The sequence below is a fragment of the Bdellovibrionales bacterium genome (assembly GCA_016714165.1).
Taxonomy (GTDB): Bacteria; Bdellovibrionota; Bdellovibrionia; order Bdellovibrionales; family UBA1609; genus JADJVA01.
In genome coordinates this window covers 1-24,251 of the sequence record JADJNU010000011.1, presented here as the reverse complement: position 1 = coordinate 24,251, position 24,251 = coordinate 1, and the positions used below count along the sequence as shown (strand labels likewise).

General features: G+C 45.9%; 37 protein-coding genes. 25 read left to right on the top strand and 12 right to left on the bottom strand.

The annotated features are described in order from the left end of the window. Positions 1-36: 36 nt before the first annotated feature. From IPJ71_19235 to IPJ71_19200, 8 genes are all read left to right on the top strand, one after another. Positions 37-441, top strand: a complete 405-nt coding sequence (locus tag IPJ71_19235) for a hypothetical protein (GenBank protein ID MBK7845776.1) — start codon at positions 37-39, stop codon at positions 439-441. Between the two features lie 248 nt (positions 442-689). Then, positions 690-890, top strand: coding sequence for a hypothetical protein (locus tag IPJ71_19230; protein ID MBK7845775.1), 201 nt, complete (start codon positions 690-692; stop codon positions 888-890). Between the two features lie 207 nt (positions 891-1,097). Beyond that, positions 1,098-1,334: a hypothetical protein gene (locus IPJ71_19225; GenBank protein ID MBK7845774.1), complete on the top strand. Its 237-nt coding sequence runs from the start codon at positions 1,098-1,100 to the stop codon at positions 1,332-1,334. A gap of 64 nt (positions 1,335-1,398) precedes the next feature. Then, positions 1,399-1,668, top strand: a complete 270-nt coding sequence (locus IPJ71_19220; protein ID MBK7845773.1) for a hypothetical protein — start codon at positions 1,399-1,401, stop codon at positions 1,666-1,668. After that, on the top strand, positions 1,641-1,994 hold the full coding sequence (locus IPJ71_19215; GenBank protein MBK7845772.1) for a hypothetical protein: 354 nt from the start codon (positions 1,641-1,643) through the stop codon (positions 1,992-1,994). Before IPJ71_19220 ends, IPJ71_19215 begins: the two co-directional genes overlap by 28 nt. A 451-nt stretch (positions 1,995-2,445) precedes the next feature. Continuing rightward, complete coding sequence (locus IPJ71_19210) at positions 2,446-3,264, top strand: hypothetical protein (protein MBK7845771.1); 819 nt, start codon at positions 2,446-2,448, stop codon at positions 3,262-3,264. A gap of 327 nt (positions 3,265-3,591) precedes the next feature. After that, the gene (locus IPJ71_19205; protein ID MBK7845770.1) at positions 3,592-3,840 is read left to right on the top strand and encodes a hypothetical protein; all 249 of its coding nucleotides are present in this window, start codon (positions 3,592-3,594) and stop codon (positions 3,838-3,840) included. Next, positions 3,837-4,139, top strand: coding sequence for a hypothetical protein (locus IPJ71_19200; protein MBK7845769.1), 303 nt, complete (start codon positions 3,837-3,839; stop codon positions 4,137-4,139). Before IPJ71_19205 ends, IPJ71_19200 begins: the two co-directional genes overlap by 4 nt. On the opposite strand, the gene IPJ71_19195 is transcribed toward IPJ71_19200, so the two are convergent. Next, positions 4,129-4,425, bottom strand: a complete 297-nt coding sequence (locus tag IPJ71_19195) for a hypothetical protein (GenBank protein MBK7845768.1) — start codon at positions 4,423-4,425, stop codon at positions 4,129-4,131. The two genes, IPJ71_19200 and IPJ71_19195, sit on opposite strands and share 11 nt — an antisense overlap. Before the next feature lie 51 nt (positions 4,426-4,476). On the opposite strand from IPJ71_19195, the gene IPJ71_19190 reads away from it, so the two are divergent. Then, entirely contained in the window at positions 4,477-4,905 is a 429-nt protein-coding gene (locus IPJ71_19190) for a hypothetical protein (GenBank protein MBK7845767.1), read from the top strand. 140 nt (positions 4,906-5,045) lie between these two features. Here IPJ71_19190 and IPJ71_19185 read toward each other — a convergent pair whose 3' ends face one another. From IPJ71_19185 to IPJ71_19175, 3 genes are all read right to left on the bottom strand, one after another. Beyond that, the gene (locus tag IPJ71_19185) at positions 5,046-5,315 is read right to left on the bottom strand and encodes a hypothetical protein (GenBank protein ID MBK7845766.1); all 270 of its coding nucleotides are present in this window, start codon (positions 5,313-5,315) and stop codon (positions 5,046-5,048) included. Positions 5,316-5,647: 332 nt separating this feature from the next. Next, positions 5,648-6,499 carry a hypothetical protein gene (locus IPJ71_19180; protein ID MBK7845765.1) on the bottom strand — a complete coding sequence of 284 codons (852 nt, stop codon included), beginning with the start codon at positions 6,497-6,499 and terminating at the stop codon, positions 5,648-5,650. A 106-nt stretch (positions 6,500-6,605) separates the two neighbouring features. After that, on the bottom strand, positions 6,606-6,791 hold the full coding sequence (locus tag IPJ71_19175; protein MBK7845764.1) for a hypothetical protein: 186 nt from the start codon (positions 6,789-6,791) through the stop codon (positions 6,606-6,608). A 637-nt stretch (positions 6,792-7,428) separates the two neighbouring features. Here IPJ71_19175 and IPJ71_19170 point away from each other — a divergent pair. The 8 genes from IPJ71_19170 to IPJ71_19135 all read left to right on the top strand — a co-directional run bounded on the left by IPJ71_19170 (position 7,429) and on the right by IPJ71_19135 (position 12,483). Then, positions 7,429-7,779, top strand: a complete 351-nt coding sequence (locus IPJ71_19170) for an ABC-F family ATP-binding cassette domain-containing protein (GenBank protein MBK7845763.1) — start codon at positions 7,429-7,431, stop codon at positions 7,777-7,779. 268 nt (positions 7,780-8,047) lie between these two features. After that, positions 8,048-8,233 carry a hypothetical protein gene (locus IPJ71_19165; GenBank protein MBK7845762.1) on the top strand — a complete coding sequence of 62 codons (186 nt, stop codon included), beginning with the start codon at positions 8,048-8,050 and terminating at the stop codon, positions 8,231-8,233. Positions 8,234-8,408: 175 nt separating this feature from the next. Beyond that, positions 8,409-9,257, top strand: coding sequence for an ABC-F family ATP-binding cassette domain-containing protein (locus IPJ71_19160; protein ID MBK7845761.1), 849 nt, complete (start codon positions 8,409-8,411; stop codon positions 9,255-9,257). A gap of 40 nt (positions 9,258-9,297) precedes the next feature. Next, on the top strand, positions 9,298-9,933 hold the full coding sequence (locus IPJ71_19155) for an inorganic diphosphatase (protein ID MBK7845760.1): 636 nt from the start codon (positions 9,298-9,300) through the stop codon (positions 9,931-9,933). A 235-nt stretch (positions 9,934-10,168) separates the two neighbouring features. After that, positions 10,169-10,420, top strand: coding sequence for a hypothetical protein (locus tag IPJ71_19150; protein MBK7845759.1), 252 nt, complete (start codon positions 10,169-10,171; stop codon positions 10,418-10,420). After that, positions 10,392-10,814 (top strand): hypothetical protein, encoded by a 423-nt coding sequence (locus IPJ71_19145; protein ID MBK7845758.1) that lies wholly within the window; start codon positions 10,392-10,394, stop codon positions 10,812-10,814. The genes IPJ71_19150 and IPJ71_19145 overlap by 29 nt, the downstream gene beginning before the upstream one ends. Positions 10,815-10,884: 70 nt before the next feature. Then, complete coding sequence (locus IPJ71_19140; GenBank protein ID MBK7845757.1) at positions 10,885-11,910, top strand: hypothetical protein; 1,026 nt, start codon at positions 10,885-10,887, stop codon at positions 11,908-11,910. 213 nt (positions 11,911-12,123) lie between these two features. Then, a complete protein-coding gene (locus IPJ71_19135; protein ID MBK7845756.1) occupies positions 12,124-12,483 on the top strand; it encodes a hypothetical protein in 360 nt (119 codons plus the stop codon). 23 nt (positions 12,484-12,506) lie between these two features. Here IPJ71_19135 and IPJ71_19130 read toward each other — a convergent pair whose 3' ends face one another. The 5 genes from IPJ71_19130 to IPJ71_19110 all read right to left on the bottom strand — a co-directional run bounded on the left by IPJ71_19130 (position 12,507) and on the right by IPJ71_19110 (position 15,453). Next, entirely contained in the window at positions 12,507-13,097 is a 591-nt protein-coding gene (locus IPJ71_19130) for a hypothetical protein (GenBank protein ID MBK7845755.1), read from the bottom strand. 147 nt (positions 13,098-13,244) lie between these two features. Beyond that, positions 13,245-13,652, bottom strand: a complete 408-nt coding sequence (locus tag IPJ71_19125; protein MBK7845754.1) for a hypothetical protein — start codon at positions 13,650-13,652, stop codon at positions 13,245-13,247. An 86-nt stretch (positions 13,653-13,738) separates the two neighbouring features. Beyond that, positions 13,739-14,185 carry a hypothetical protein gene (locus tag IPJ71_19120; protein ID MBK7845753.1) on the bottom strand — a complete coding sequence of 149 codons (447 nt, stop codon included), beginning with the start codon at positions 14,183-14,185 and terminating at the stop codon, positions 13,739-13,741. 218 nt (positions 14,186-14,403) lie between these two features. After that, positions 14,404-14,982 (bottom strand): hypothetical protein, encoded by a 579-nt coding sequence (locus IPJ71_19115; GenBank protein MBK7845752.1) that lies wholly within the window; start codon positions 14,980-14,982, stop codon positions 14,404-14,406. A gap of 201 nt (positions 14,983-15,183) precedes the next feature. After that, the gene (locus IPJ71_19110; GenBank protein ID MBK7845751.1) at positions 15,184-15,453 is read right to left on the bottom strand and encodes a hypothetical protein; all 270 of its coding nucleotides are present in this window, start codon (positions 15,451-15,453) and stop codon (positions 15,184-15,186) included. Positions 15,454-16,417: 964 nt separating this feature from the next. Here IPJ71_19110 and IPJ71_19105 point away from each other — a divergent pair. The 3 genes from IPJ71_19105 (at position 16,418) to IPJ71_19095 (ending at position 18,174) form a co-directional block, all read left to right on the top strand. After that, on the top strand, positions 16,418-16,630 hold the full coding sequence (locus tag IPJ71_19105) for a hypothetical protein (GenBank protein MBK7845750.1): 213 nt from the start codon (positions 16,418-16,420) through the stop codon (positions 16,628-16,630). A 401-nt stretch (positions 16,631-17,031) separates the two neighbouring features. After that, positions 17,032-17,316 (top strand): hypothetical protein, encoded by a 285-nt coding sequence (locus IPJ71_19100; GenBank protein MBK7845749.1) that lies wholly within the window; start codon positions 17,032-17,034, stop codon positions 17,314-17,316. Between the two features lie 333 nt (positions 17,317-17,649). After that, positions 17,650-18,174 carry a hypothetical protein gene (locus IPJ71_19095; protein MBK7845748.1) on the top strand — a complete coding sequence of 175 codons (525 nt, stop codon included), beginning with the start codon at positions 17,650-17,652 and terminating at the stop codon, positions 18,172-18,174. Positions 18,175-18,360: 186 nt separating this feature from the next. Here IPJ71_19095 and IPJ71_19090 read toward each other — a convergent pair whose 3' ends face one another. Together IPJ71_19090 and IPJ71_19085 are read right to left on the bottom strand one after the other, a co-directional pair. Next, on the bottom strand, positions 18,361-18,681 hold the full coding sequence (locus IPJ71_19090; GenBank protein MBK7845747.1) for a hypothetical protein: 321 nt from the start codon (positions 18,679-18,681) through the stop codon (positions 18,361-18,363). Positions 18,682-18,755: 74 nt separating this feature from the next. Then, positions 18,756-18,953 carry a hypothetical protein gene (locus IPJ71_19085; protein MBK7845746.1) on the bottom strand — a complete coding sequence of 66 codons (198 nt, stop codon included), beginning with the start codon at positions 18,951-18,953 and terminating at the stop codon, positions 18,756-18,758. 354 nt (positions 18,954-19,307) lie between these two features. On the opposite strand from IPJ71_19085, the gene IPJ71_19080 reads away from it, so the two are divergent. The 5 genes from IPJ71_19080 (at position 19,308) to IPJ71_19060 (ending at position 23,135) form a co-directional block, all read left to right on the top strand. Continuing rightward, on the top strand, positions 19,308-19,631 hold the full coding sequence (locus IPJ71_19080; protein ID MBK7845745.1) for a hypothetical protein: 324 nt from the start codon (positions 19,308-19,310) through the stop codon (positions 19,629-19,631). A gap of 650 nt (positions 19,632-20,281) precedes the next feature. Next, positions 20,282-20,596: a CreA family protein gene (locus IPJ71_19075; GenBank protein ID MBK7845744.1), complete on the top strand. Its 315-nt coding sequence runs from the start codon at positions 20,282-20,284 to the stop codon at positions 20,594-20,596. Positions 20,597-21,123: 527 nt separating this feature from the next. After that, complete coding sequence (locus tag IPJ71_19070; protein ID MBK7845743.1) at positions 21,124-21,609, top strand: hypothetical protein; 486 nt, start codon at positions 21,124-21,126, stop codon at positions 21,607-21,609. A 175-nt stretch (positions 21,610-21,784) separates the two neighbouring features. Continuing rightward, the gene (locus IPJ71_19065) at positions 21,785-22,582 is read left to right on the top strand and encodes a hypothetical protein (protein ID MBK7845742.1); all 798 of its coding nucleotides are present in this window, start codon (positions 21,785-21,787) and stop codon (positions 22,580-22,582) included. Then, entirely contained in the window at positions 22,539-23,135 is a 597-nt protein-coding gene (locus IPJ71_19060) for a hypothetical protein (GenBank protein ID MBK7845741.1), read from the top strand. Before IPJ71_19065 ends, IPJ71_19060 begins: the two co-directional genes overlap by 44 nt. Before the next feature lie 124 nt (positions 23,136-23,259). Here the strand turns inward: IPJ71_19060 and IPJ71_19055 are convergent, their stop codons facing one another. Beyond that, entirely contained in the window at positions 23,260-23,808 is a 549-nt protein-coding gene (locus IPJ71_19055) for a hypothetical protein (GenBank protein ID MBK7845740.1), read from the bottom strand. Positions 23,809-24,251 lie beyond the last annotated feature (443 nt).

Here is a 24,251-nt window from a genome sequence, read left to right as displayed (position 1 = left end):
GAGTCATGCAGTTCGATTTTTTCGGAGAGGAGTCAAATGATTTTTCGAACCACGATCTTGAGCCATCGAATTGGTACAGACAATTGCCGAGATCTTCTTGTCGAAAAAATGAGGCCCATTTTGAAGACACGACCTGAATATCTCAGGTCAGAAATGATGGCGACCCTCCCCACAGTGGCCTTTCTCTCGCCCAATTTTTTCAATGAAATAAAAATCTGGATAGACTCGCTACCTGAAGGCTTCATTCCAAAGAGAGGGGCCTTGGATTGGAGAACTACAAGAGCGGTTTCTCTGAGAGAAACCAGCTGGAGCCAAAATGTTTTTCCCTTGCCAGGAAAAAATGAGCTTTTGAGGAAAAATCGTTTTTTGGATTATTCACTCGTTCACGATTTTACGTCAAGTCAGTCGAGAAACGCTTGTCAGCTGAGACTAGTTCGATAAAACAAATTATATAATGCTAAATATAAGTTTCTCTAATTGAAGACCAGTAAAGAATTCATCGCCCGTAACAATAATCACCACCAAAGAGGCGACCTGTTGCATCACGGCTCCTTTCAAGCTACTGGAAGAACCGGTTGAGTCAATGACTGCAAGTTTGAGAGAAAATCATCTTTCAGATATTGCGTAACAGGAGACAAAGATTATGTTTGAGAGACTCTTTGCTAGGAAGCGCTTTATTAGGGTTTTCGTTGCCATTTCTTTGGGGATTCAGCCTTTACCAGGTGGGAATCCAGAAGGCATGGGCGACATCTGAAGACGCACCTGTTGATATCGATGCTAAGAATGCGATTTTGGACGAAGGCACCACCATGGCCGATGCTATTCTTGGCAAAGATAATTATCATCGACTCGATCTTTCCGTTTGTTGGCTCAAACCAATTATGATTTAACAAAGCCCCATCAAGTAGATGTGCGTGCCATCGCAGTACAAGTGATCGATCAAAACGAACTTGTCTTCGTGAGTTTAACGTTCGCTCAGGCGGGGAGTACTTGGCTCAGGGCCCACAGAGTGTGTACTTTCGTTTGGCTTATCAAGGACGAGTGTTTTTAAATTCAATGCGCCAGTAAAGTCAGTTCCGTATATTGACAACAATGTGGTGTTCACTGAATCCAATGGCCAACATAGCTTTATTGACGAAGTCAGTCAGAAAACTGCGACGGTGCAAACTGTGAGTTTCATCGATTTGAAAGCTTATAGACCAGCTGTGGGCCGTACGGCGTTGCCGGTATTTAGAATTCCCGTCGAAACGTCGTCTTATGTTGACGCAGGCAATTTTGCGCCAAATTCTTTGGCTGCGTGGAAATTGCACCCGCGAGTGTTAAAGAGCCTATAGCGGGGGCCCAGCAAAGCGCATTCAACCTTTCAGTGTCGATGGCTGACCCTGAAAACTGGCAAGGATGGAGCCCGCGCTTGAGAGTTTTCAGGAATATTTTCTGAGATCACTTGAGCTGAGAGGTGCATCTTTAGAAGCTGAGGCAGAGGGCGCTGTTGGCGGGCGCGAAATGTTCGTTAAATTCGTCGCTGACTATCAAAATCAAATTCATCAACAACGAGTTACTCGTTCGCTGACCCTAGGAGGAAGTCGCTGCGAATTTAGAACAGAATTTGCAGCCAGAAGTATTGAAAAAAAATCGACGAAGTGGCCGGAAAAATTTCCGCCAATCTAGCAACCCAGAAGAAATTGTTAGCTCGTTTTAGAATTTTATGGGCGGCATTGTCTGCACCACAGCCCATGGGAGCTCCGAAGTTAGCACAAGCCATGGCATTGGTGGCTGCAAGCTTCAAGGGTCGGATGGGTGAAAACTTAGCCGAAGCCATGCGCCACATGACTGCTAATCCGAGCGCCCAAATGGGTTTGGCCGTTGCCACGGGTTTGGCTTTGGGTGCAGCTTATCCTCAAGAATTGGGTGCTTTTCTATCAAGATTGGATGTGACCCGAACCGTTTTAGAAACTGTCTTGGGTGGGGTGAAAATCTTGGACATCTTTTTGTGAGGCGAGCAAGGCCACGTTTACAGAGCTTTAACCCTCTTCATTTCAAAGAGGCTTATTTGACTAGCGAGCAATTGCCAAAAGTTGGAATTGGTTTAACTGCCATTATAACCACTCTTTTATGCGGCTATCGGTTTACCTCATCTATTAACCAACACTTTCTATTTGACCAAAGATTTGAGAAAAACAAATTGGCAAAGAGGCTATCTCCAAAGAAGGCTCTTTGTGGATTGCCGTTAAAGTAACTTTCATACGCCGACAACAGGAGCTGCAGGCTGACTATTTGAATGCTTTGGCCCGTGACACAGTCCAAGCGGTGAAAACTATTCACTTCACGCCTGAGGAAGACGCCGAGATTGGAACGTGTAATATCTGAAATTGAAGCAAAGAAACAGAGAGAGGATTTATTTCAAGGTGGCTGACGAAAACATCGGAAAGATCACCACCAAGATCGGTGAGCATCGAGAGCTTTGGCCAGGCCCTAGCGCCACTTTCTTTAAGCTTCGCGACGTTTACCATTTCAGGAAAAACCTATACAAAAATTTGGAACACATGGTTTGCCGCTCGCAGTTTTGTCTACAGCCCCTCGGTTGTGGCTGCGTGGCTGATATTCCCCAATTTTTGGAGTTCCTTGCCCTCAGGGCAAGTTACCTTCCGATTGAACGGTGGAAACCGTAATCGAGTCAGTCAGATGGCCATGTGGTTTTTAGATCGGCCGAATTTGCGTGCTCTTCAGGCTTGGGAAGATGCCTTTTTGAGCGTTGAAACTGAGTTGAGCAGAGAAGCGTTGAAACAGGCGTATCATCAGAGCATTCGTCACATGAAAAATGCCGACGAACTGAAGAACTTTTATGATGGCGGCACAGTGATAAAAATTTCTGACAAAGTCTTATCTGATCTGACCGACGAACAACGCACCTTCTTTCGGGTGTACTATGAAGAATTGCTTGAGCGGTCGACTCAAAAATACATGGCCGATATCGGAGTTACGCGCGCGATTTTGACCAATAGTGCCAGATGCTCCAGGTGGATTGGCTGCAGTGACGATCACGCGAGAACAGGCTCAAGCTCTGGTCGAATCCGGCTACTGAAGATGTTTACAATTTCGCTGCGGCTGCGGCTTCCAAGCGTTGGTCCACTGATAACGCTCGACGTAAGCTGGTTGATGGTATGGTGTCGTTTCTGGATGCACAGAATAACCCCAGGTGAAGCGTATTCAGATTGCGGCCAAGCAGTCAGACAAGCCAGGCTATGGCATGCTGTGCGCTTATGATTGCCTCGAACGTCGTGCAGACAAGCCCTTAGAGTTGATGTTTACCTTTGTTTGCATGGCGGGAATCACATCTGGCCTTTGCAACCAATTCAAGATGAGATGTTTAGTGAAAATTCTTGGTTTCATTGTCAAAGATGGTGTTTTCGAATGGTTTTATCTATGGCGTCATCAGTGGGTGTTGAATGATGTGTGGATGAAGTTACAGATGGACACAAAGAACGAAGGAATGTTTGAGAATGTGCCTTCTAGGAAAGGACGCAGAGCGCAGTTTCTTCCGCTACTTTTTAAGCAATTCGTGATAAGGAAAATAGTTTGTGGAAAAATCAAGTGCATTACACAAAACTTATTTGGGCCAATATGAGGGCAGCCTTCACCACTTTTGTTTTGGTTAATTTGGTTACTTTGGGCCGCTTTGATTTAGATAGCTATGTCGTGGGTTACTTGTTCGCGTATTTCACTCCCTTGACCGGTCTTGCTATGAAAATTGAGCAAACTTTCGAGTTAGCATCGGGCTACTTTTCCAAAGATATTCCAGAACACTTGCGTTTTCTCATCCGAGGGCCTAGGAGTATTTGAACAAGGAGGTTTCGCGCAAGCGTCTGTGGTTTAATTTGTTCTACAAAACTTATGAAAATATTTTAGGTTACTGGATGCTCAATTTTCAGCAAATGAAGACAGCGACATTTGGTACTCGTTCGTTTTCGCGTATTTTATTAGGTGGTTACACATGGACTGAAGGAGTAGTGACTGGTCTTCGAAAGATTGGCGAGCTTACCTCATCAGTTCCGGGCGCCCAAAGGGTGACCGATTTATGTCAACACTTCTTGTCGAATAACTACACAGATTTTGAAAAGATCCAACCACCTAAGAAATAATATTTATTTCCTGATCCTTCCTGTAGATCAAGTCACCGCCCCTCGCAACATGAGGGTGCTCGCGGTCATGAGCAGCCTGATTCCCCCAATTTAGTTGGTCCCCTGACGGTGGATTTGGAACTCTCCATTTCTCATCTTCTCTTTCGCCATACGGTTGTTGCTGGGTGTGGATGTAATTGCAGTTCTGAGTTTCTGAGAAAACAGGATTTTGGAGAAGTGGCAGAGCGTTCCACCGCTGATCCCAGACGCGTACCTCAATTCTTTCCGCACGGCCAGAATACTCCACTATTCTCTCCTGTTCGGATACCCCGTCGCCTATTATGTCTGGCAAATTCACATGCCCTTTGTCCTCTACGCTATTTTAGTCGCTTCAGGATTTGCGCACATCACGTTCGTTGAGTTCAACAATCGACTGATGAAGAATTTTAACATCAAGCCTATGAATGGCGTGGGCGACAAACTGGTTTACTCCTGGATACACAGTCGGGGGACAAATATAATTCTGGAAGGCCTGCAGGCAAATGCCGAGCGAGCGGTGGAGGCCTACGACACTCACGTTGCTCAGCCTGTCGGAAGAGCCATAGACTCTGCTGTCATTGAGCCCGCAAAAGAGATCATTGGAAGATGTCGGACCGCCCTGGGTTCATCTGCTCAAATTCCTAATTGGTTGATGATCAACTTTTTGGCAGTCGCAATCATCACGCCACCTATTTGGTGGCGTGATGATGAGATCAACGATCGTCCATCTTTCCCTAATTTTTATTAATTTTGGTAACTCAAAGTTTGACATCATACATCATTTGGTGGTCCTATCACAGTCTCCTATGGTCCAGACAAAACATAATTATGAGAAAAAAGTTTAGCGTCTGTTGCAATCATGATTATTTTTACATACGTGTTTACAACTTAGCCCATGACATGATTGTCATTTATAAGGTCGAATCTCTTATTGGCTACCTTGAAACCTTCAATAGAATAAGAAACTGATATCCCACATCCTATGAACCTAAAAATTGGGTCCCGCAGATAGTCTGTGAGGTTTGAAGCAGCTTCCCAGCCAGCTGGTGGGCGTGGCCGCCAGTCAGAGAGCTCAACGATCTCTTTAACTACAGAGAAATCTGCTCCGCTGCGCTTATTGAGCAAAAGCCAAATCACCTGATGCTGAGCCGCCCTCATGTCCTAACAACATCCTACAAAGAGACCGCTGTCCTGGCGAGCCCGGAGCCTCCTCAACTGGAGGAGCTACTGCGACCATCCCTGCTGTTCTACTGCTAGTACCATGCAGAAGTTGCCCCCCCCCCTGAAAACTGCCGTCTCCACAGCAGTCGATACGGGACCGTTCACATTAAAACTCAATTTAAGACCAAACTCTTCCTGTGCTCTTTCGAACATTCGCTTTGTCTTTACGAACTCGACATGACTCTAAGTGAGTTCATGTATTCCCCACTTAAATCCATCCACTTTCTTTAAAACCTCGGTCAAAGAAAGCTCACTTCCCGTATGGACCATCAAACGAAAGAAAATCTCTTCAACAGACCTAACAAGTGCATCACGAACCTTTGTTCGAACTTCGCTGTTTCCCGCATAGACACCCGGCACCAAAACCTTTGCGTCCAGCCCCGTATCAAGATGTTGAAAATAAGGCAAATCAACATCCGAAATGACCAAAGGAGGAATTGAATTTGAACTGCGTCCCAAAGTAAATACTGAATTGCGGCAAAGGTCGTAATAAACCAGGGACTCCCGTCAAAATGAGGGGCTTCCGCATATCGCCCAAACAATACTCCTGGCAGGTGAAGGCCACTCTCCGAATCAACCCCATGCTGATTCACATTATAACGGTGCCTAAAGTCCTCTCTCAGCCTGTCAAAAGTAGCACGCATCAACGGATGACTGGGCGGGTAAATAAAATCTTCTGTCACCTGAGGAATGTTCGTCTCCCAGTATTTGTTCATTGCGATAGAGGTCATAATGACCTGCATATCCAACCGCGATGTTTTATTTCTAACCGTGCTGCCATCCGGAATCATATCGTATTTGGCCGGAATGAATCCTGCGCCAACGCCTATAAAGCGCTCTTCGATTTTGTTAGCTAAATCAATCATGGCTGGTAACAAAATTGACGGATTGAGAGCCACTCGAGCATTCAAAGAGGGATCAAACATCTCAGCAGAAGCGTAGGCCGTGTGCAATCCTCGCAGCATCTCAACTGAAATTGAAAAATGCGCTTGTGCCTTCTCTTCTTCCCATCGCTCGACCGCGGGATTATCATAATGCTCTACCATATAGTCGATGTTACGTTTCATTACCGTCAAAATGAGTCTCTGCAACGGAATGTCGACAAGGCCTAATTCTTTCATCAGCTGAGAACTTCGAAGTGCGATGACTTGCAAAGGCGGCCCGTCATTTGAGGATAACCCCATTCATTGGGATTTGGTTTGCCATCGGGCATGACAAGAGCATGACCTAAATCATATTTCCCATCCTTAAATGAATGCTTTGGGCCTTTTCACAAAATTGCACATAGGCCCTGGCAAGATCCATTTTGCGTTCTGCGGGAAGATAATCCAATTCTCCTTTGGCCATTATTCTAAACACTAACCGCATCGTGATAGCAGCATCGCGAGTCCAGTTTTTCGATAGTCTTGCCATTCTTGTCGAACCGGATCCCATTCCCTACTTGGGGCTGCCAAGAACGGCTCCTGGAAGCCCTCTTCGAATCCGCTGGACCGCCAAACAGGATCTGATTGGCGCCGACGATATTGTTTAAAATCTGAACCAGAGGTAGGATAACTGCGCCGCCATATGACGACTCAAACGATCTGAATGTTTCGAAAGATCAACCCCCCACGAGATTTGGGGTTCTCTTCACTTGCTAAGCCACCAAGGATAAATTGAGAAAATATATGGGACCAGGAAAATAACACAAATAGAAAGCAGGCCTGGCCGACGCGATTTACCCATGGAAACCCCAATTTTGCGTAAGGTTGAACTAATCCTATTGTACTGTATAGGTGATGGCCAACGAGGGCCATCACCGAGCGCTACAGTGGTACCAACCGGGAGTCCAAAATGGAACTATTTTTATTTCTTCTTAGTGATTTTAATGCGTAAAATCGCTCTACATATGTAAAATCGACGCGGCATTTAATAATTTTACAACAACGCAGTTTTTAAATTCTGTTTCGACTGCCAAAGTTTCGATCAGCAACGAGAGATCAGCAAGAAAAACGCCTAACTCCAATTCCTCGCATGATTTTAATACAAAATTTGGTATGGTGGTCGATCTATGGCGGACGTTCTCTTACAGGTACACAATGGATCCAAAGCTTTTGGTTCTCGAACTCTCTTTGAAAAGGCCAGTTTCGCGGTCAATGAGGGCGAACATATCGGCGTGATCGGGCCTAACGGCGCTGGAAAAACCACCCTGTTTCGCTGTCTTACTCTCCAAGATCAATTGGATAAGGGCCAAATTATTCGCTCTCATTCCCTGCGCCTGGGTTATTTGGCTCAAGAGGAGTTCTTCGAGCCCGACTTGTGTCTCACAATACTGGGAAAACCTGTCAAAGCCTCTTTGGGATCTCAAGAGACTCGGCCAAAATGGGGCTCACCGAAACCCACTCTCCTCTCCCATTGCTGAACTCAGTGGTGGCTATCGAATGAGTGCAAACTCATTGGGCTTATCGGGCAACAGCCAAACTTGCTTCTACTTGATGAACCAACAAACTATTTGGATCTCGAATCTCTGCTTGTGTTGGAAGAATTTCTCCAAAGCTTTGGTGGGGCTTTTTACTCATCTCATGACAGAGAATTTTGCGGCGCACAACAGATCACACTCTTGAGGTGGAGGCTGGAGATTTTACAAAGTTCAATGGACATATCGATGACTATTTTGAACAAAAGCCGTTTTGCGAGAACAGCTTGCTAAGCAAGCCATGTCTCAGGATGCCAAACGTAAAACGATCCTTCAATTTGCCGCCCGCTTCGGAGCCAAAGCAACCAAGGCCCGCCAAGTTCAGAGTCGCTTAAAGCGACTTGATAAAATGGATTCTATCGAACTCAAACCCATTTTGGTGGGAGCCAGTATTCCATAGCCCCTCCCTTTAGAACGGGCAAAACTGTTCTCTCTGCAGAAGATTTATGTATAGGCTACGGAGACCGAACTATATTGTCTGGAATTGAACTCGCCCTTGAACGGGCAGATCACGTTGGCATTGTAGGTGTCAATGGGCCGGTAAGACAAGCTTATTGAAAGTCCTCGCCGGAGTTATGGCTCCCCTCCATGGAACGCTGAAATCAGGACATGGAGTCACGACAGGCTATTACGCCCAGCATGTCGCAGAGGAGCTCAATCTGACGGATACTGTTTATGAAGCTCTCATGCGAAAAGCCCATCCAGACATCCTTCCTCAGCAAGCAAGAGATTTGGCAGGGGCCCTTTTGTTTTCAGGAACAGACATCGAAAAGAAGGTCAAAATTTTATCTGGTGGCGAGAAGGCACGAGTCGCGCTCGGACAAATCCTCTTGAAGCGATCACCTTTGCTTATTCTTGATGAGCCCACCAACCATTTGGATTTCCATACCGTTGAGGCGCTCACTCAAGCCCTCCAAACCTATGAGGGAGCCGTCGTCATCGTCAGTCACGATCGAAGTTTTATCAAACGTCTCGCGAAAAAGATTATCGAAATCAAAGATGGCAAGGCCTTACTCTACCCGGGAACCTACGACGAATATGTTTGGAGCCAGAGGCAAGGGATTTTATCCACGCCTTCTCATCAGTCAGAACCAGCGATGGGCAATACCACGCTCCACGCCATGGCCTCAGTAAACAATCTGTATTCAACCAACCCAAGCTCAGAAAACTCACTTAGTCACTCCTCCAAGCCTAAAGAGCTGAGAAAAAAAATTGAAAAGGAAATTTCTCTTCTTCAAAGAAAAATATCCTCAGACGAAAAGCGCTGCATTGAATTGACCGAAGCTTTACAGACATCGTCGGGATCAGAGGCCCAAGCTAAAATGAGAGAGCTAAGTGATTTAGGTAAACAAATGTCGAGTCTGGAGGAAAAATGGTTTTCTCTTATTGGGCAACTCGAGCAAGCAAAAGAAAATTTGAAATGAACTAATATCTGCTGAAAACAAGAAACAACAAGGTGGTCCCATGCATCCCTGGCACGACGTAGCAGTCGGAGAAGAATCTCCCTTTTTTGTAAATGCTATCATAGAAATTCCGAAGGGCTCTAAGGTCAAATACGAGCTCGATAAAATGAGCGGTCTGATCAAAATGGACCGAATCCTTTTCAGCTCTGTCCATTACCCAGCTAACTATGGATTTATTCCTCAAAGCTATTGCGAAGACAATGATCCTCTGGACATTCTCGTTTTGGGACAAGAAGCAGCAGTCCCTCTTTGTATTATGCGAGCAAAGCCAATTGGCGTTATGAAAATGCTGGATCAGGGCGAAGCAGATGATAAAATTATTTCAGTTCACGCCGATGATCCTGAATATACCCAAATCAATTCTATTAATGATTTACCTCCGCACAGAATCAAAGAAATTCGACGATTTTTGAGGATTACAAGGCACTGGAGAACAAAATCGTCAAGGTGGAAGAGTTCTTTGACTGCGCGGAAGCTCATCGAGTCATCGAAGCGGCATTGGCTCTCTACAAGAACACCAGCTTTAAATAAATCGAGGCTGATCTCAACACAGCACCAAAACCCCGATGTGACCGTTCACCCAAGTTTCATTATGAGACGGGTGTCAGAGAAGAAACTGACAGGTGTATGGATTTAAGGCAGTCGCGCAAACTTAACTCCTGATTCCAAACGAACGCAGGTGACCCGAAAAATTGCACTTCCACCCATTGAACAATCAATCGAGGGGTTTTAATGGGAAAAATTAACAAATCTTATTTCAAAAAGATCTTAATCGCGATGAGTGCACTATTTCTGACTTTGGTTGGTAATCATTGCGGGAAGTTTAATTCCAAAGATTTGCGTCTTTCTGGAGATGGATCTCGCGGTTCGTAATGGCAAGATTTTTTCAAGACGATCAAATTTATGAAAAGGAATTGGCCTTTAAAAATCTTAACGGCTACGCTCTTTTTGAAGACGATATTGTTTTGGGAAAAATTGACGATCTACGTTCTAAACCTCTTAATTTTGTCCTACCTTCCGCAAAACGGGAATTCTTGATTTTGATCAATTCAGTGGAGTTCAGTCCTTTGCCTTTGCTATTGAGGGCGGACGACTTTGGACAAAAGGTATCGTGCCCTATGTAATTACGCGGCTGTTTCGGGCGCCACCGGCAGTGTCAAATCGGCGATGGAGGCGATTACAAGCAACACAGGGATCAAGTTCGTCGAGCGGACCAATGAGGTCGATTACCTGGAATTCGTAATGTCAGATCAGGCCAATACCTGCGGATCATACGTCGGCCGGCAAGGTGGAGCGCAGCAAGTATTTATCCAGTCCGGTGGTTGTGGGTTGGCAGCTGATGTGCACGAAATACTTCATGCTTTGGGCATGTGGCATGAACAATCGCGAACAGACCGAGACACTCACGTCGAAGTCCTATACGAAAACATTCAAGAAGAATATAAAGATCAGTTTGATATTTTTCCTGGCATTGTTCTTGGCGCCTACGATTTCAACTCGATTATGCATTATGGGTAAAATTCTTCTCCAAAAACGGAAATGATACTATCCGAAGTCGCAATGGCGAAAAATTGAACGAGTTCTCCCGATGAGCGGACTTGATGCCTCTGGAGTTCAAGAGCTCTATCGGTCTGAGCTGAGCAGCGGCGGAAGCCAATGCGATCCTGCAACCAAGGGAGGAAGCTGCAATATTGCCAACGGTACAGGTCAGATAGAAGGACAAACATGTAACACAGCAAATCAACAGTGGACAGGTGGGGTCTGCCGCGTGAAATCATGCAACACTGGATTTCAACCCGATACTGCCAGAGCCGCCTGCGTTACAGCCGGAAGCAATAACGAGGCGCCTCGTGGCAATGTCGACACTATATTTGGAGATGGAATCTTGGGTGGATGGGCCTATGATCCAAACGATGCCAATGTCAGCATCGCCATACATTACTACATCGATGGTGCATTTGCTGGAGACAATATCGCTAACAAAAAACGCACCGACGTCAACGACATCGTAAAAATTCCGGGCAACCATGGCTTTGAATTTAGAATACCAGATAGCTATCGAAATGGTCAGACGCACACGATCAGAGCCTACGGAATTGATCTTCAAGGACAAACCAATCCTGAACTCGGAGCAAAATCCTTCTCTCTAGGTGGACGGGCAAAGCCAATTAGCGCTTCCTTCACCACTACGGGCGGTCGTCTCAAAATCTCCGTTCTCAATGCCGGCCCAAGAGGAGAGACAAAAATTGATGGCTCATTCGATTGGACAAAATTCTTGACTGATAAATGGAGCACCGATGGCAATAACTACTCCCTCGATCAACCACTTAGTAATTACACGCCGGGCTCAACTATTGTCGTGCGCTTTAGAAACCCCGATGTAGCAGGAGAATCAAGCCTCACAATCAAAATCCCAGATGAAGAAGGCTCTGCTCAAAAAATCAAGCCCATGTCGGAAACGTTGATGGCTTTTTTGGGGATGGAATCTTCTATGGATGGGCTTATGATCCAAACGATGCGAATGTCAGCATCGCCATACACTACTATATCGACGGTGTTCTTGCTGGAGACAATACCGCCAACAAAGCACGCGCCGATGTCAACGACATCGTAAAAATTCCAGGCAACCATGGTTTCGAATTTAGAATCCCTGATAGCTATCGAAATGGACAGGCACACACGATCAAAGCCTACGGAATCGATCTTCAAGGGAGAACCAATCCTGAACTAGGAGCGAAATCCTTCACTCTTGGGGCGCAAGTAAAGCCAATTAGCGCTTCCTTCACCACTACGGGCGGTCGTCTCAAACCCGCCCGGGAGAGACAAAATGGCTCTTCGAGGAACCCCGAAAAGGAGCACCGACGGCAAAACACAGGCATTCAGCAGGAGTTGGCTTGAACCCGGGGGAAGCAAGTCCACGGCAGTACCCATCAACCGTCAGCGCCTCCTTCACTACATCGGGCGGTCGTTTGAAAATGACAGTTCTCAATGCCGGTCCACGGGGAGAGACAAAATTGATGGTTCATTCGATTGGACCAGATTCTTACCCGAAAAATGGAGCACCGACGGTAATAACTACTATCTGGATCAGCCTCTGAGCAATTATCCTTCAGGAACCACTTATGTGGTCCATTTTAGAAATCCGGACGTGGCTGGGGAAGCTGTTCTTACAGTAAGGATTCCTTAATCTGGATAGAATTGTCTGTCTGTCTATTTATTTTCATTCGAAAGAAATTCCTGGCACCCGTCCAGGAATTTTCTCAAATACACCTTTTCAATTTTCTCAACACCTGAACCCTTTTTGCTGACGACCCACATCTTTATGTCCTCAGTGGGCCATTCAATTATAAGAAGGAATATTTTGGTGAGATCATCTCTTCCTCCAAGATATAATTTTCCGACATACACCATGCTCTCAGGATCAACGAAGCCCAGACTCCTATTTTGTCTTTTCAGACGCTCTTCCTTATAATATGCTTTATAAGTATCGTAAAACTCTCCCACCTCGGTCAGCGGTCCAAATTCAATATTTTGAATGCCTCCACCAGCGAATCCTACCCCTGCTTTCAACTCTATCCCGCCATTTCGATCCCTGGTTATATCCTGTATGTTTAAGACCAAGCGAATTTGATCTCTTCCAGAACTCACAAAATATTGGCCAACCTCACTCGCCAAAGCACTCTCCGCAAAACGAGCCGCCTGTTTCTTTGAAGCCAGAAGCTCTTCCGGAGATCCTTGAGGGTCTATCGAAAGACCTTGAAGTCCTTGATAGTTCAAGTTTTCCACGTTCAAATTTTTCATTGCCCATTCCTGATCGACTCACAACCCAAAGATTGATGTCACCAGAGGGCCAAGTCACAAACAAATAAAATTCTTTTGTGACCTTGTTCTTTCCTCCAAGATAATAACTAACCACCACCACACTATCCTGTGAAATCTGAAGCTCATTTACTTTTTGCCCTCTCTTTTTCCTGTTATATTCATGAAGGATTCTGTCCAAGACCTCTCTGTAATGAAGTCTCTCAGCCCCCCTCCAACCAAGGACTTTAGAGTGAGGGGAAAGGCTCTATGCCCAATTCGTCTCAGATTGCTCGCGATTTCTATTTCGCCATTTTTGTCGTTCGCTACTTGTCTGATCTCCAGCTCCCATCGCATTTGATCAGGCCCTTGGGAGTAAAGAATAAGTCCTGCACGATCTGAAAGGATTTGAAACGCAAAGGCCTTAATTTCCCTTGCGCTGATATCTCTCAAAGAAGGGTTTGAAGGAGAATTTGCAGAACAGATCTGAGCGGCTGCAAACAAAAAACCAAGGGGCCACAAAAAAACATTCCAAAAATAGGATCCAAGCAAGCTCATTGTTCTTCCCACCAAAATCGACCCAAAGCATCTTATTGGGCGATCATCTGCATTTTCTGGGCCAATGGCAGCCTAACAATGAAAGTCTAGCAAGCATCCTCTGAAAATTGAGATTCAATCCAGTGCAAAGGACCTTCAAACGCCCTGATAAGATAACGAGCTCTTTGATTATAATAAGAATCTGAAGTCGCTCCAGCTTCCAAATACTCTATGAGCAGCTTCTTGGAGTCTTCTGATGATATCTTGCGCTCTTTGTTGTCTGGGCAAATGTTAAATCCAAACTGCTCTGGTCGAATTTCAAAATCTCTTTCTACAACCAAGCCCTCTCTGTTTTGATAGGAGGCAAGCAGGCGCGTCCCCCTTGCCAATGAAGGCTGCACAGAGCCTTCCAGCCCCTTAAAAATCACGATGCCCGCTTTGAAACCAGCCTTCTGGATGAGTTCATTTCCCTTCTCCTTGAAAGATCCATGAAAGACGGAGGTAATTAAAACATCGGAGGAGAAGGGGTTAAAATATTTCTCAATGGTTGCCATGAACGGTCTTTTTATCATCAAACCGCGTATGTACCTCCACTCTTTAAATCCGGAAAAGAGAGATTCAATATTGAAAAAATTCCCCAATTGGAATCTCTCAAAAACCTTGTCGTCGAAGACTGTAGAGATATTAGTTCCAAACTTAGGCCCCGAAGATGGCCCTCCCAAATAAATTGCTTCGTGACCTCTCTTTTTTATCAGTTGACCTAAAAGGGGGGTCAGCAAGAAATTTCGATCCAGCCCGTCAAAGGCTCTGAAATTTGCCAAAGAATTCGCTCTTTGTGATCATATTTGCAATCTGTCTTAGTCTTATTGTGTCTTTGATAGCATTCATCCAATGCCTTTAAAATTCCCTCATATTCGCCCACGCAAGCATGTTTCATACGCAAATATGTGGCAATCATGGCCTTTGCTTGCTGATCAAAACTTTCGGAGAATAGCAAAGAACCAAGTTCATAAGCCTCTTGAACAGAAAGATCTTCACCTGAAAAAACTCTTTTGACCCAAAAATGCTCGATTGTGTTCTCTCGAAAGAAATGACTGGCAATTACATCCGGCCTCTGGAACAAGCTCTCCCCCAACTGCAGTTCAAAAATCCTCTCAGTTAAAGATGGTTTTTTGAGAAATAGAGCAGACAGAAAAACAGCATTTTGAATAGGGACAGACTCTCCATTTTGTATTTGCTGAAGAATCTGACCCGACAGCTCTTCCGAACAGCTGTCAGATCCATGCTTTCCGACACCAACCTTCTTGATGCCTTCAACTATTGGATTAAAACCAGGTTCCGCCTCAAACACTCCCACCCCCTCAGATCTGATTGATTCAGCTATGCTATTCAACTGCACCTCGATTGCACCCGTAACAAGATACAATCAAAAGAGATGTACACAATCAAAAATAATAACGCAATCCAATCGAAATATCAGGCTCGCCCTTAGTGATCTGGGTGACATATTGGGTGTGGGACAGCTGCCCCGCCAATTCCAAGGCAAGAAAAATCAAATGACTTTGTCAGTCCCCAACCAATCGAGGACCAGCCAGGTATTCTTCCTCCAGGTCCGGGTCATTTTCAGTCCTAAAACCGACTCCTCCACCCAAACCAGCCAAAACCAGCAGCTCATTACTTCAAGAAGCTGGGGTGAACCCATAAATAATCTGCCCAAGTGCGGATGTTCTGTACGCCCCTTCATCTCCATAGCTACAGCCGCTTCTATTGTGTTAATCGAAGACCAAGCATAGGAAGCCGAGACGCCAAGGCTTGTGCCCAATGTAGCCCAAATCCTATGTCACCCTTTTCTTTAGAATACTGGTAACGACTCTCATAATCGGCGAACGCGGACAATGTCCATACAGCCAAAACAAAGAGTACAGACCGCCTTTAACTATCTCTATTTTTTTGTCATCGAGTGCATTTAAAACTCCTTTTATTTTTCAACAATCCCAGGATAGTCAAAGCAAAGACATTCCGATCTCTGACTGACTCTTCAGCAAAGGGATTGGCGCCCATGAAAACCACTCCTATATTTTTTGCCAAAGGCGTGCCTATTATCATGAGCCCAGGTACTTGGATTTTCGGGTTCCAAAATTGATCCAGACATCTTGATTGTGTTTGGGCATTTTCGAAGAAAATCCTCATCTGCTAACAAGCACTTTCCTTTTTTCAATAAACATTCAAAGTCACATTTTTCGATTTATTTTCTAATCCTTTTTTTTTTGGTAGTAGCAGCGTTCCCTATCTATTGTAGCAATCATAGATGGACCAACCGACTCTTCTTCACGCCGTGATTTCGAGCAAAGAAGTATGAATTGGTGACACACATTATGTTAGATACTAAGTTTGCGTTTAGCCGGCGTCTTTTCGCTTTCCGTTCTGGCAGGAGTTCAGAGTTCAATCGTCGGGCCGCATGCAGATCCGCGCTCAGAGACGCCAATGCTATCTCCGTCGGAAATCTCCATTTACTCTACTTCCGGATCTGAAAATTCCCCACCTCCCGCCCTCTCCAGAAAACAAAAAAATTAAACCCCAATGGGTCTAGATGAAGAACAAATGCAGATACTTTTAGAAATGCTCAAAAAACAGTCCACCTTTGCAAGTGTTTGACGTCTTTGTAATTTACGGAAGCCGGTTCATTTTGACTTTGGCTCAGCCTTCCACTATCAGCGACCTTGATATCGCACTAATTCCCAAGGAGCCTTCCGGATATTTCGGCAGAAACATACAAGAATGCGAGGGTGGCAGCGAGTGATCTCTCTTTCGCCGTTAAGGTCATGGTCAAATTCGATTTGCGCGCAAATCGGAGCTTTCCAGATCTTATTCAGGATCCTGGTTTTTTTAACCCCTCCTCCATCGAGGAATATGTCCAAGCCTGGTCGGAGTTTCAACTCAGCCCAGGGGCCAGGCTAAATCATGCCCTGTTGATTAAAGACGCGTGGCAGACCTTTTGAAAAATCGAGGCCTTGGCACCTGGTTCACAAAGAATTCGATCGTGATTTTTCGCGACAGATCAGCAGCTAACTGGGCCGCTGTGCTCAAGTCAAGGGGATTCTACAATTGGACCCACCTCCTAAAAACTTGGTGTCAATTTGGCATCAGGACAAATATAGGCCATCCAATTTTTCAAACGCCGCGGGTTGCCCCGAGCGTCGAACGGACGTCCCTTATTTACCAGAAAGTTGATACAGTAACTGTCCCCCATCATGAACTATTTACATATTACAGTTAGTCTTGCCCATATTTGAGATTTCCATCTATGTTCTGATCGGGCTAACAATTGAATTTATCAAGCTTGAATCAACAACCAGAGGCCTAAAGTCAGAAGGACAACAGGCCCACTATGGGAGGAACAATGAAAAAAGCTCTTTTTGTTTTCGCTGGTCTCGTTCTCAGCTCTGCGGCATTCGCTGATGTCGAAGTGGAACTACTCACCTGCTCAGAACTGACATCAAGGGCGCACCGACTTATACAGTTAAACAGGTCGCGGGGCCTCACCTCCTTCCCTAATAGCTCCTTTTGGACCGTCACAGAAAAACCACTCAACCCAATGGCAGAATCTAAGACTGAAACTATTTCTGGCGAGGGCCGAGTTGTTCACCTCAAAGGCACGGCGACCAAGCTTTTATTTTTCGGCTGACCTCGGCAGATCAGGCTACATCCATGTTTATTTCGACCAGAAAACAAAAATCTCTTATTGACATCGCGACCATGCATATCTCAACCCATGGCCCCTGACCAGAATATTCTTGCACAACTGCAGGTCATTACTAAATTCAGCGAATTTCGATAACGTAGATTTTACGAAAATGACACTAAACTCCGAGTTGTCAATTTTACTCTTCAGGTTTTAATTTCTCAACCTTTGCAAGATTTTCTGGCACGACCTTTGTAGTATTCTATTTCGTCTCCATCAATAGTGTCATTTCGACTCCGGTGGAAACGGAGTTCAATATTACAAGGGGGATAATCTATGAAAAATATAAACCGGTCACTTCTTTTTGTTCTGTCTGCTATTTCTCTTATTCTTATTCAAACCCAAAGAAAGCAAGGCCCTTGGTGCTGGAGATTTTCGATATCATCGACGAGATCCGCGATCACCGCGATCACCGCGATCATGGCCACAGACTGCCCCCTCCTGACAGACCCTTTCCAGGACGCCCTGGACATCCTTCAGAAAACATGGAGTGTCGGGCCGTGGATCGAGGACATGAAGAACATTTTAATGGCCATGATTCCTGCTGGTCTTGCCTTCGAGAGCACGGAGATTGCGTTGAAAGGTGTGAAAGTTCCTTTTACCGATGCCTTGCTCAAGGACATGATGGACGTGGGCGTTTCACCTGCCAAAGCGATCCGGGGTTTCGGACCCTCCGAAGAGAAAGCTGCCCGCGACGCCATCTTCCAATGCAGGAATGAGCGCCTCATCGACTGCCGGGTAGTTGAATGCAACCGGGGCCGAGGCGAAGTGTCTACTCGGTCCTGCGGACGGCGCAGATAATAAGAAAAAAAATTCACCAGCGGGCCGGCCCATTTCTGGGTCGGCCTTAAAAACTCAGCTTCCCCCTGCCGCAAAAGTCACATCCACGACCGGATAACGGCATCTTCTAGTTCTCGATCAAGTTGCATCTTTAGTTTCTTCAAAAATTCAGGATCCTCCAATAATGCTCTTTTAATTTCCTCTAGTCTAGCAGCGCCGGTTGCGCTTTGTTTCAATTGCCCTACTTGCTCTAAAACATCGATCTGTGAACAATTCGGGTCGAACCTTCCCAGACTTCAATAAAGTCCTGCGGTATCCCACTCTGACCTCGCGGAAAAGGGCAAAGAGCCTCTGCAGCAGCACAATTTTCTCTCCATAAATAACCATATCCGTAAAAACGCTTGACGGATCTTTCCCTCCCGCCATGCCGCCGAGGTGCAGGGTTAAAAGTGCAAACCTTTGACAAAAAATCCCCACCTCGACCTCAGCAAACACCGTTTCGGGATCCATCAGGACTGTAAGATCCAAAACGACCCTCCGTCTTTGGTACTTCAATTTTCATGAAAGACGGAACAGAGTTGCTGGATTCAACGTCTTTGATGTCAGTTATAAAGCCAGTGGGTATCGTTCCAAACAGGATTCAGAGGGTAGGGATGCTCATAGCTAAGCACATAGGTTTTATTGAGATCAGAAGGCAGAAATTTCTCTAGGACCGCTGAAGACTTGGTTGAAACCGAAAAATTCAATCCGAGATACTTGTCATGCCCCTCTATGGCCCCGTAACTGACTTCAAGCTCCATTGTTCCCTAGTCCTGGAAAAAATCCCCTTGTCCTCGGAAGATTTAAGAGGTCGACCAAGAAAACGTCCATTTGACCAATAGGTACCATGAGATTCAACTTCCCCTCTCGCCTTTACGTCGCGTGCCCCCAAGAACGAACACGAAGGAACACAGACACAGTATTTTTTTAAAGACCTCTAATGTTATATGATGCCTATTCACTAAAATGCCTCCCTTAACGATATGTTTATGTTTAGTTGCTCAATTGCCTCGTCATCACGATCCCGCTGATGCCAAGAAAACCTGGCCCCATTCTTGCTGAATATCGAACCGCGACTCGGAAACAAACTTCTACAACGTTCTAAGGAGAATTCAATGATAAGAATTACACCTACACCCTTGCTTCTAACGACACTCATAGGATTTGGGCTTTCGGCTTTTGCTGAACCGAACGAGACTAAGTCTCCTAACTATTCACCGGTGCCGACCGCTCAGGCGAGGAGCCTCGACACGAAAAACTACCTCCGGTTTCCCGGATGGAACGATATCGAAATTATTAAAGAGGGCGCGATTGACCCCAAACTAAGCGAGCAAATTGAAACCACTCATTGGAGCGGACGCTATCTTAAGTCAACTGAAGTGGCTGCAAATTCGGGACTTCGATGTCAAGGTCAGTCAAATTCTTGCTCCATCAAATAGTCATTTGGAGATCATTATTCCGTTTGCCGTTGGCGTCCGATATCAGGAGAACGGAACTGTCTCCCAGACATTTGCGCAGGGTACGATTAACGTTGAAGGAATGATCATCTTAATCTTTCAAAATGGAGCCGTTGTCGACATTCGGAATCGAACACTACGATGACTCTCAAGAAGTGGAAAGATGGGGGCGAAAATTGGGCGCCATAGATCAGTATGATGGTGAATTCATAAAGGGTGTTATTACTGGCCCTTTAAAAATTACCTCTCTGAGCCAAACTCACAGGAAAATCTAATCAAGCTTCTAAAAACTCACGGGATCCCAGTTTTCTCCCGTTGGAGGAAGGTATCCAGCCGAATGAAGGGAAGATAAAAATACCAAATTACTTTTACTTCTTTTCTGAAACCCAAGAAAATCTGGCTTTAACAGGGACACTCCAGGATAAAGCCATAGCTAGATAGGGATCTCTCAAAAGGGGGGATTCTCTGTGAGAATATTCAAAACAATAAACATCAGAAGTGAGGAAATTTATGAAAAGTGTTTTTAGCTCTTTTGGTTGCGGTGGCCAGCGGATCTGTTCTTGCGGAGGAGGTCGGTGGATTTAGTATGGGCACCAGGGCTGGAACTTCCTTGCTAGCAATAAACTGAAGGTATTGGCATTTCAAGATCCAGTTGTATCTGGAGCAACCTGTTTTGTTTCAACCGTGGAAGCAACTGGTCTGACTTTTCAAGTGATCCGTCAGATTCAAGTATAGCCTGCCGACAAACGGGTCCAATATCTGAAAGTGACTTGAGGAAAATTGAAAAGAGCTCTGAAGGAGAGGATATTTTCTCTGTCGACAAGGGTGGCTTTAATAAGAAATTTTTTAATCTCTTTAAGGAACTAAACGTCAGAAGAATCTATGATAGGAAGAATAATACCTTACTATACGTCACTACACGACTAAGCTCATCGAAGGACATATAAAAAATTCGCTGAGCGCGATTACTCTCTACAACAACAAGTAGAACCCAAAAAAATTGAGGTGATAGAATCGGCCGGGAGCGTATTTTTGCGCACGGCCGAAGCGAATCTCCACAACAAGAAGGCATCTCGCAGAGATGACCCATTTAAAACCATTTTGTAAAATATTTATTTTGGTGAAGTTTTGAGTGATCTTTTCTTTTTTACCATCTAAGTCTCACCTCTCCTGTAACTTCGCCTTTCCAAGACTGGCACACCGATTGCTCTGAGGTAACCTCCAACTATGGGTATTTTTGTATCTTCTATTTTGTTCAATGCAAGACTGAAATCCTTTACCAAATCTATCAATAATGTTCTCAAACGAACTCCGGAAATACTTGCGATTGCGATTGTATTTTGGACGGGGCCAGGACAGGGTGAAACAGTCAGTTGCCAAAATCAATTCTTGCGGGGATATCTACAATAAGCCGACCGTCCGAATTCGGTTTGTTTGCTCGGATGGCATGTGTATTTCGCCGCGATGGGAACTCGTGGTTAAAAGACTACTTGCAAGACGTCGTGTCGACAACGTGATTGTGAGCCACATCAGCATGAAGAATTCAACTCCCGAGCAAATTATAAGCGGTCAAGACGTGGTGATTTTGTTGATCCGCCCAAAGGATCCCCATCTTGATGACTTCCTGGAATATTATGCGTGGGCCACCGACGCATCTGAAGGTCGCAGCATCAAGGTTCTCAAATTAACCGATGACTCCCCTGAACTTGAGGAAGTCCGCCGATTATTAAAGATGGTGTTGACGATATCTACACGGCTTTCTATTTGTCTCGGCTGTGCACGTTTTACCACATCGAATGCACCATTCCTCCCCGTACCGAATTCAGTCGAATCGAATCCAATAGATAAATTGTCCCCGGCCTTGTTCCATCTCAAAATGAGACGAAAGACGCCAAAAGCTAACTTTTTGTCGATTTTCTATCAATCAAGTTTCTGCAATTTGGAATTGGATGTACGATGATAGGACATGGATTAGCTCCTGCTGTGAGTACGTAAGATCCGGACATGAAGTTGACAGACCGTTCTTCTGCGAAGTCCTAATAAATTGGATACCATAATGCAAATAATTGGCTCAAACCGATTTGCGAATGCGCCTCATCGGGATATTAGCCAAAAAGGGATGGCAGGTAAGGACGATGAAAATTTTAAATTCAAGAAAAAATAGAAGTCGGTTGGGACAGCAATTGGTTGCAGTTTTTTTTACACTGGGAATAGCAGGATCGCCTTTCGGTCAAACTGCCGCAGCGGCGGGTGGGGATGGTCGGTGGGTCCAGCCCCTGCATTCCGACCCCCGTCCCCTGCAGCACCCACTGCCCCTGCTGCAGTGCAGCTGCCGCCGCCCCTGCTGTGGCGGCCACCGGTGCCACCACAGCGGCCACTCCACCATCCCCCCAGGTGGCGGCGGAGCAGATGATCCTGGTTGCACTAAGGCCTTTGATGCACTTTCAAAACAATGCGTCGCCACAGCAGCAACATATGATGCAAACGCGCAGATCGGAGTCAGTTCCTTGAATCAAACTCCTGGCAACATCCACGGGGCGGCTGGGACTGAGGAGAATGCTGCGCGCATAGGCCAAGGCGCTAATGCCGGAACTGCGGCTGCTTGCGCTGAAACCCTTAAAAAATGTGAAGAAACCTGCGGGAAGGCAGTTACTGAGCACAAGAATAGAGGGAATGCTTACAGAACCGCTAATCAGGCAACTCTCGCAATGCAACAAGATACCTATGCTAATACCGCCCAGGGTCACATTGAAAGTTGCAAAAAGAACATGGGCACGCTCGTAACTGAAACCGGCATCAGCGCCACCACGCTTGGACTTGCGGCAGCGGCTGCGGGCGGGATATTTCTTCTGACAAAAAGCAGTGGAAGCAAGGACAAATCATCAGGCGATGACACCACCACCACTTCTGATGACGCTGGGCGATCCAATTAGCACTGACCCGGACTCTGGATTTCAGACTTATGATAAAATGGTGGAGTATTGGACCACCAACCATTGTGTGGCCGTTCTATCAAACAAGATTAGCGCGTCTGAGGACATAAAGTCTAATTGCTCAATCATCTCTAAAGATCCAAGCTTTAGCTCCTCATTGGCTTCTCTGGGCACTTGCTCAGGGGTAGATAATTACGGCGCCCTGATTGCTTTGATAGACTTAACAATTATTGCCTCCAAGTCACAGAAACAAGTCGCTCAAGTGATCCAACATGTGCTGGCTTTTGTGTTGCAAAGCCCGAAGCTGATTCCTGCAAATACGTTGTGGGATACAGTAACCCCAATTGGTGTCCCAACAATTCAACCGATAGATCAAAATGCAATAACAGATCAGACATCTTCATCTGGATCGCCATTTGCCACAGGAAGGCAACACCTATCGGCCGCTTACTCAAGGAGTTTCAGTGGCGGCACGTCAGCTACGTCTCCTCATCAACACGCGGGACACCCCGCTACGTGTCCTCATCACAGAGTCAAACCGGATCTTCATTGAGTCCCAGAATCGCAGTCCCTGCTTCTGGAACAAGAACATTGGCTTCTGCCGGACAGCCAGATTGTTCGTCCTCACAAATGATGAACAGCCTGAATGTCCTGGCGCCGATGACTAAATACTGTTCTCAATATGGCTCTGGGGAAAGGCTGCGCAGAATTCTGTAAAACACATAAGGGAGTATGCAAAAAGTAAGAAGGGCGGTTTGAAAACGATGAGTGGGGAATGCTAGCAAATGGGGAATCGCTTTTGCGTTTTTAGATTTGCTTCCTTTTTGAGGCTTCACTTGCTTGTCGTGTTCGCGGTCCCATTGTTGGCCCACGGGCAAGGGGCAAGCGATCCTGGCTGCGAGAGCACCTATCAGAAAATGACGACTGCTTGCCTGGCAACCAAAAGCGCGCAAGAGAGTACCGCTGCCTCTGCCATCACGACCATGGGCTACAAACAAAGCACTGCGATCAACCCCAACGCCAATATTCAAAATGCTGCCAGCCAGACTGGCCAGGCGGCAAGCGCCAGCATCGGGTCTGCTTGCAATCTGCTCGTGAGGTTGCGTAGTTTTGCGGAGAACAAATAAAATTCCATAAGGGAAGCTGATCGATATTGCAAATGACTCCGCCATTCCACAGGCTGCAAAGGCCCAATGGATTATGCTTACATCGCGAACGACCGCCATAGGCCTCTTGCAAAGCCACAAACCTTGGAACTGGCCAAGACGTCGAATACTTGGCGTGGACATTGGGGGGCGCTGCTGTTTTGGCCGGCGCAGTGGCACTTGCAACCAAGAGCGGAGGAAGCGGAAACAACGGGGACAGTGGCAGCGGCGGAAGTGAAAATACAGAGTCTCAATCGGATTAATCCACATCTCAAAGCATGAGTACTGATCCCACCGGAGCTGATGGCAACAGCACTGGGACCGGCAGCCTTTCAAGTCCAACAGCCACAGCGGGCAAACCGAATGTCCTACCTCTGGCTTAAATATTGGGAGGATTGCGCGGATTCGACGAATTTCTCAAAACCGGCTTGCTTTGATCCAATCAATGATTACTGTCTAGAGATCGTTCCCGGCAGCCGCTTGAGGGCGATTCGATTTGGCTCAGGGTTCTGCAAACAAATCCC